Genomic DNA, 7,080 nt, shown 5'->3' with positions numbered 1-7,080 from the left:
CCCTGCTTTTCCTTATTTCCTTTGTTTCATACAATTTGCTTAACGGAAATTTTCTAAACTCGCCGCAAGCGGCTCAAACAGACGAAAATTGCCTGAAAATTGAAAGTCGCAAAGGCGATTTATATGGGGCCCCGAATTTATCAGAGCATTATTTAAAAAGTGCGGTTAATTTTAAATTCATTTTAAGAACAAAAAATATTTTGAGTTTTGACCGCACTTTAAATCGGATAAAGAACAAATTGGGTTCCCTTCTTTTTGCTTACTTTTTCTTTGGCGAAGCAAAGAAAAAGTAAGTCGCCATCGGCGAAACCCGATTTTAATTACCGAAGAAGAATTTTCAATTAAAAAACAATAGGACAAAACATAATGAAAAAATTCGCAATGGTCTTCCCAGGTCAAGGCTCCCAAACTGTCGGTATGCTTGCTGATCTTGCCACTGAATATCCAATCGTTATTGAAACATTTAAACAAGCATCTGATGCGCTTGGTTATGATTTATGGTATCTTGTTCAACAAGGTCCAGCTGAAGAACTTAATAAAACTTGGCAAACTCAGCCCGCACTTTTAGCTGCTTCAGTCGCTATTTATCGCGTATGGCAAGAAAAATTTCCTCAATTAAAACCAGAAGTGATGGCAGGCCATAGCTTGGGTGAGTATTCTGCCTTGGTTTGTGCTGGGGTGTTGGATTTCCAAGATGCGATTAAATTAGTGGAATTGCGCGGAAAATTAATGCAACAAGCTGTGCCTGAAGGCACTGGCGCAATGTATGCAATCATTGGTTTAGATAATGAAGCAATTATTAATGCTTGCAAACAAGCAGAGGAAGGCGAAGTCGTATCTGCGGTGAACTTTAACTCACCGGGTCAAGTAGTTATTGCGGGTGCGAAAGCTGCAGTTGAGCGTGCGGCTGCATTATGTAAAGAAGCAGGGGCGAAACGTGCATTGCCGTTAGCTGTGAGCGTACCTTCTCACTGTGCATTAATGAAACCTGCAGCCGAGCAATTAGCGGTAACACTTGAGAATATTCAAATTAATACACCAACAATATCGGTATTAAATAACGTTGATGTGAAAGCTGAAACTGAAGGCACCGAAATTCGTACCGCACTTGTTCGTCAGTTATATAGTCCAGTTCGTTGGACTGAAACAGTTGAAAAAATGGCGCAAGATGGTGTTTTAGCGCTTGTTGAAGTGGGGCCAGGTAAAGTATTAAATGGTTTAACCAAACGCATTGTGGGTGATTTACAAGCAATATCTGTAAATGATGTTGCATCATTCAATGCGGTAGAAGAATTTTTAGCGTAAGTAAAAGGAAGAAAAAATGCAAGGTAAAATTGCTTTAGTGACAGGGGCTAGCCGTGGTATCGGTCGTGCGATTGCAGAAGAACTTAGTTCAAAAGGTGCATTTGTAATTGGTACCGCAACCTCTGAAAAGGGTGCAGAGGCGATCTCGGCTTATTTAGGGGATAAAGGTAAAGGTTTAGTTTTAAACGTAACGGATAAAGAATCTATCGAAACTTTACTTGAGCAAATTAAAAATGATTTTGGCGATATTGATATTCTCGTGAATAACGCAGGTATTACTCGCGATAATTTATTGATGCGTATGAAAGATGAGGAATGGTTTGATATTATGCAAACTAACTTAACTTCTGTGTATCATCTTTCTAAAGCCATGTTACGTTCAATGATGAAAAAACGTTTTGGTCGTATCATCAATATTGGTTCAGTGGTTGGTTCAACGGGTAATCCAGGACAAACTAACTATTGTGCGGCAAAAGCGGGTGTGGTTGGTTTTTCTAAATCTTTAGCGAAAGAAGTAGCTGCACGTGGTGTTACTGTAAATGTGGTTGCACCAGGTTTTATTGCAACAGATATGACAGAAGTGCTTACGGATGAACAAAAAGCGGGGATCTTATCTAATGTTCCAGCTGGACGTTTAGGCGAAGCAAAAGACATAGCTAAAGCCGTTGCTTTCTTAGCTTCTGATGATGCAGGTTATATCACGGGTACAACGTTACACGTGAATGGTGGCTTATACTTAAGCTAAACTTTGACATTGATTTATGGGGGGGGGTCTAAGCAATAAAATCATAGCCAAAGATTTTAGATAATGCTAAAATCCCGCTCGCAATGTAACTTGGTTACGCCTTGAGCGTATGCAAAGGTACGTAACTATATTTGATGTGTGTGTTCACATTGCCTATTTTGTGGTGCGACCAGACCATAAAATAGTTGCAAGTTACTAAAAAATACATACACTAACAGCTCTTTTATGAGTTAAAACTAACAAATAGGAAAAACAAATGAGTATTGAAGAACGCGTGAAAAAAATCATCGTTGAACAATTAGGTGTTAAAGAAGAAGATGTTAAACCTGAAGCTTCTTTTGTTGAAGATTTAGGTGCAGATTCATTAGACACAGTTGAATTAGTAATGGCTTTAGAAGAAGAATTTAATATTGAAATTCCTGATGAAGAAGCTGAAAAAATTACCACTGTTCAATCTGCGATTGATTACGTGCAAAACAATCAATAATTTTAAGTTGGGCGACGTTTTAAGTCGCCTAATTTTTTTCTAATAATCCTCTTTAAAATTACCGCACTTTTTATTTTTCCCTTTCATAAACATTGATCTAAATTATCTTTTACTTAAAATCTTGGTTTAAATTTTAAAAAATTATTTAGTTATATGCCTAAAAAGAAGTATTATTTGCATAGTTTTTCATTTTTGAGGTGTTTATGCTTTACTTAGAATTTTTATTTTTACTATTAATGCTTTATATCGGTAGCCGTTACGGCGGTATCGGATTAGGTGTTGTTTCTGGTATCGGTCTTGCTATCGAGGTTTTCGTATTTCGTATGCCAGTGGGGAAAGCACCGATTGATGTTATGCTTATCATTCTTGCGGTGGTGACTTGCGCATCCGTACTTGAAGCAGCTGGCGGTTTGAAATTTATGTTACAAATTGCTGAACGCATTCTCCGTAAAAATCCAAAACGTGTCACTTTACTCGGCCCATTAGTCGTCTATTTATTAACCTTTATGCTTGGTACTGGTCACTCTGTTTACACAATTATGCCAATCATCGGCGATGTTGCATTGAAAAACAAAATTCGTCCAGAACGTCCAATGGCAGCGTCTTCGGTAGCATCGCAATTAGCCATCACATCAAGCCCACTTTCTGCAGCTGTTGTATTTTATCTAGGTAAAATTACAGCAATGCCCGCTTTTGAGCATATTAGTTTATTAGATATTATTTGTGTAACCGTTCCTGCTACTTTAGCGGGTACGATTGCGCTTTCTTTATACAGTATGCGTCGTGGTAAAGAGTTAGAACAAGATCCTGAATATCAACGTCGTTTACAAGATCCAGTATGGCGCGAACGTATTTTAAATACTACCAGTACAACATTGAATGAAACCCTTCCGCAAGGGGCAAAAAAATCTGTTTACCTATTTTTACTTGCTTTAGTTGTGATTGTTGCGATTGCGATGATTCCTGAAATTCGCACTATCGGTAGCGGAAAAGCAATTTCAATGTCACTTATCATTCAAATGATGATGCTTTGTTTTGGTGGTGTGATTTTACTTGCAACGAAAACGAATCCTCAAATCGTACAAAATGGTGTGGTATTTAAGTCAGGTATGGTAGCAGCGATTGCAATTTATGGTATTGCGTGGATGAGCGACACTTACTTCAAATATGCAATGCCAGAATTTAAAGCCGCGATTACTGATATGGTGCAAACTTACCCTTGGACATTCGCATTGGCATTATTTGCAGTTTCTGTCGTAATTAATAGCCAAGCAGCAACAGCCGTAATGTTATTACCTGTGGGTATTGGCTTAGGTATTCCTGCACCAATCTTAGTTGGTTTAATGCCTGCAACTTATGCGTATTTCTTCATTCCAAATTATCCGTCAGATATTGCAACAGTAAACTTTGACGTAACGGGTACAACAAAAATTGGTAAATATTATTTTAACCACAGTTTCATGGTGCCAGGTTTAATTGGGGTTGTTGTTGCTTGCTTGGTCGGTGTTTCTGTGGCGGAATTAGTGATTCGCTAATTTACACACAAACTAAATCCTTTTAATATAAAAGCACCTTTGAATGGTGCTTTTATTTTATGACAACCTACATCGCCTACGGCAATATAAATCAACCTTTTTCTTTGGAATCCTTACCCGATGAACTGATTCCAGAAAATCTATATCAAATTGAAACGGATAGCTCCCGTGTTTTTCAGCGTCATCAGTGTCGTCGGCTTGCGCATTTATTACTTTTCCAACTTCTAAAAATAGCAGGAAAATCCACCGCACTTTTATCTCAAATTCATCGTACTGAAAGTGGCAGACCTTATTTTCTTGATGAGCGAATAGATTTTAATATTAGCCATTCTGGTAATTGGGTGGCGGTAATATTAGATATTAGAAAAGAAGAAAAAAGTGCAGTGGGAATTGATATTGAATTTCCTAAAATAAGAAATTTTACGGCGTTGATGGAGCATATTGCACCAAAAGAAGAAATTGATTGGTTTCATTATCAGCAGGATTCTTTGAACGCTTTTTATCGTTGTTGGTGTTTGAGAGAGGCTGTATTGAAATCTCAAGGATTTGGGATCGTAAAATTATCCAATGTTCGTCATTTTCCTGAACAACAAAAAATTTTTTCAGATTATTGTCCGCATGGTCAGTTATGGTTTACTGATGAACTCCCTATTTATTTAGCCGCTTTTGTCAATCATCAAGAAAAATTACCGCACTTTTATGAATGGAATAGAGAAAGTTTACAGATAAAAGAACTTGAAAAATATGTTTTTTATGAAGTGAATTAATCAAAAAAATCCTTATATAAAATCAAGGATTTTTTATTGCCTAAAAAGCCTTGTATTTTGATAGACGCGCCCCATTTATTTAGCTAAACTCTTAACAATTTTTTGACAAATGGAGAATGAAATGTCACAGAACGGTTCAGATCGCGATCCTTGGAGTAAACCAGGGCAAAGCAACGACCAACAGCCGGGAAATTCATCCAATAATAATGGATGGAATAACAATCAAAATCGTGGAAATCAAGAGCAATCTCCGCCAGATATTGAGGAGATTTTTAATAATCTGCTTAAAAAATTAGGTGGTGGAAATAAAAAGAGCGGTCAAAATAATGGCAGTTCTCAAGGCAATACGCCATTTCATTTTGGCAAAGTTATTCCACTTGCTGTAGCGATTGGTGCGATTATTTGGGGCGTAAGCGGTTTTTACACCATTAAAGAGGCTGAACGCGGTGTGGTGCTTCGTTTTGGCGAGTTACATTCTATTGTTCAACCCGGTTTGAACTGGAAACCAACATTTGTAGATAAAGTATTGCCAGTAAATGTGGAGCAAGTAAAAGAGTTGCGTACACAAGGTGCAATGCTGACTCAAGATGAAAATATGGTAAAAGTGGAAATGACAGTGCAATATCGCGTGCAAGATCCTGCAAAATATCTTTTTAGCGTAACAAATGCAGATGATAGTTTGAATCAAGCGACAGATAGTGCATTACGTTATGTTATTGGGCATATGTCTATGAATGATATTTTAACCACAGGTCGCTCTGTCGTGCGTGAAAATACTTGGAAAGCTTTGAATGAAATTATCAAATCCTATGATATGGGACTTGAGGTTATTGATGTGAACTTCCAATCTGCTCGTCCACCTGAAGAAGTAAAAGATGCGTTTGATGATGCAATTAAAGCGCAGGAAGATGAACAACGTTTTATTCGTGAAGCGGAAGCCTATGCGCGTGAGAAAGAACCGATTGCACGCGGTGATGCACAACGTATTCTTGAAGAAGCAACAGCTTATAAAGATCGTATCGTGTTAGATGCAAAAGGTGAAGTGGAACGTTTGCAACGCTTGTTGCCAGAATTTAAGGCTGCACCAGATTTACTGCGTGAGCGTTTATATATTCAGACGATGGAAAAAGTGATGGCAAATACCCCAAAAGTAATGCTTGATGGCAATAATGGTAATAATTTAACTGTGTTACCGCTAGAGCAAATTATGGGCAAAAAATCGGTAACAAGTGCGCCAAGTGCGGTCAATTCTTCGCCTGCTTTTACTGCACCAGAACGTCAAAATTCTTATCAGCCTCAGCCGACTACCGTTGCGCCGATTCGTCAAGGGAGATTTAACTAATGCGTAGATTTTTATTACCTGTTATTTTCGTGATTGCGGCAGTCGTTTATTCTAGTATCGTCGTTGTAACGGAAGGTACCCGTGGCATTATGTTACGATTTAACAAAGTACAGCGTGATGCTGATAACAAAGTGGTTGTATATGAACCAGGCTTGCATTTTAAAGTGCCTTTAATTGATAGCATCAAAGTTTTAGATGCGCGTATTCGTACTTTAGATGGCTCTGCAACACGTTTTGTTACTGTTGAGAAAAAAGATTTGCTAGTGGATTCTTATGTGAAATGGAAAATCAGTGATTTTGGTCGATTCTACACATCTACTGGCGGTGGCGATTATGCTCAAGCTGCAAATTTATTAAGTCGTAAAGTAAACGACCGTTTACGTTCTGAAATTGGTTCACGCACGATTAAAGATATTGTTTCTGGTACACGTGGAGAATTAATGGAAGGGGCAAAAAAAGCTTTAAGTTCAGGACAAGACAGTACGGCAGAATTAGGTATTGAAGTGATCGATGTGCGTGTAAAACAAATTAATTTACCAGATGAAGTCTCTTCTTCGATTTACCAACGTATGCGTGCAGAACGTGATGCAGTGGCGCGTGAACATCGTTCTCAAGGGAAAGAAAAAGCAGCATTTATTCAAGCTGATGTAGATCGCAAAGTGACGTTAATTCTTGCTAATGCAAATAAAACTGCACAAGAATTACGAGGTTCAGGCGATGCAGCTGCAGCAAAATTATATTCAGATGCTTTTGCTCAAGAACCACAATTCTTTACTTTTGTGCGTAGCTTAAAAGCCTATGAAGCGAGTTTTGCAAATTCTGACAATATAATGATTTTAAAACCAGATAGTGATTTCTTCCGCTTTATGCAGGCACCGAAAAAATAGAGTTTAATTTGA

At 38.0% G+C, this 7,080-nt stretch carries 7 protein-coding genes and 1 pseudogene; all 8 read left to right on the top strand.

What is annotated here, in order from left to right; translation table 11 throughout:
* A pseudogene (locus HMPREF2644_RS09290) lies at window positions 1–293 on the top strand (hypothetical protein); the annotation flags it as partial.
* Between the two features lie 73 nt (window positions 294–366).
* Window positions 367–1,305 carry an ACP S-malonyltransferase gene (gene fabD, locus HMPREF2644_RS05910; RefSeq protein ID WP_011271906.1) on the top strand — a complete coding sequence of 313 codons (939 nt, stop codon included), beginning with the start codon at window positions 367–369 and terminating at the stop codon, window positions 1,303–1,305.
* Window positions 1,306–1,321: 16 nt separating this feature from the next.
* Window positions 1,322–2,050, top strand: coding sequence for a 3-oxoacyl-ACP reductase FabG (gene fabG / locus HMPREF2644_RS05905; RefSeq protein WP_011271905.1), 729 nt, complete (start codon window positions 1,322–1,324; stop codon window positions 2,048–2,050).
* Between the two features lie 256 nt (window positions 2,051–2,306).
* Window positions 2,307–2,537: an acyl carrier protein gene (gene acpP, locus HMPREF2644_RS05900; protein ID WP_070828314.1), complete on the top strand. Its 231-nt coding sequence runs from the start codon at window positions 2,307–2,309 to the stop codon at window positions 2,535–2,537.
* 203 nt (window positions 2,538–2,740) lie between these two features.
* Complete coding sequence (locus HMPREF2644_RS05895; protein ID WP_005654411.1) at window positions 2,741–4,072, top strand: anaerobic C4-dicarboxylate transporter; 1,332 nt, start codon at window positions 2,741–2,743, stop codon at window positions 4,070–4,072.
* Between the two features lie 59 nt (window positions 4,073–4,131).
* Entirely contained in the window at window positions 4,132–4,839 is a 708-nt protein-coding gene (locus tag HMPREF2644_RS05890; RefSeq protein ID WP_070828313.1) for a 4'-phosphopantetheinyl transferase family protein, read from the top strand.
* 121 nt (window positions 4,840–4,960) lie between these two features.
* Window positions 4,961–6,181: an FtsH protease activity modulator HflK gene (hflK, locus tag HMPREF2644_RS05885; protein WP_005658118.1), complete on the top strand. Its 1,221-nt coding sequence runs from the start codon at window positions 4,961–4,963 to the stop codon at window positions 6,179–6,181.
* A complete protein-coding gene (gene hflC, locus HMPREF2644_RS05880; RefSeq protein ID WP_005660876.1) occupies window positions 6,181–7,068 on the top strand; it encodes a protease modulator HflC in 888 nt (295 codons plus the stop codon). Before hflK ends, hflC begins: the two co-directional genes overlap by 1 nt.
* The last annotated feature ends 12 nt before the right edge of the window (window positions 7,069–7,080 follow it).

Source organism: Haemophilus sp. HMSC071C11, from assembly GCF_001837655.1.
In the GTDB taxonomy this organism is placed as follows: Bacteria; Pseudomonadota; Gammaproteobacteria; order Enterobacterales; family Pasteurellaceae; genus Haemophilus; species Haemophilus influenzae.
This window is presented reverse-complemented; position numbering and strand designations above follow the sequence as displayed.

Bases quoted from the DNA above. Each gene is read 5' to 3' on its own strand.
- fabG (WP_011271905.1), top strand. From the start codon at position 1,322: ATGCAAGGTAAAATTGCTTTAGTGACAGGGGCTAGCCGTGGTATCGGT.
- fabD (WP_011271906.1), top strand. From the start codon at position 367: ATGAAAAAATTCGCAATGGTCTTCCCAGGTCAAGGCTCCCAAACTGTC.
- HMPREF2644_RS05890 (WP_070828313.1), top strand. From the start codon at position 4,132: ATGACAACCTACATCGCCTACGGCAATATAAATCAACCTTTTTCTTTG.
- hflC (WP_005660876.1), top strand. From the start codon at position 6,181: ATGCGTAGATTTTTATTACCTGTTATTTTCGTGATTGCGGCAGTCGTT.
- HMPREF2644_RS05895 (WP_005654411.1), top strand. From the start codon at position 2,741: ATGCTTTACTTAGAATTTTTATTTTTACTATTAATGCTTTATATCGGT.
- acpP (WP_070828314.1), top strand. From the start codon at position 2,307: ATGAGTATTGAAGAACGCGTGAAAAAAATCATCGTTGAACAATTAGGT.
- hflK (WP_005658118.1), top strand. From the start codon at position 4,961: ATGTCACAGAACGGTTCAGATCGCGATCCTTGGAGTAAACCAGGGCAA.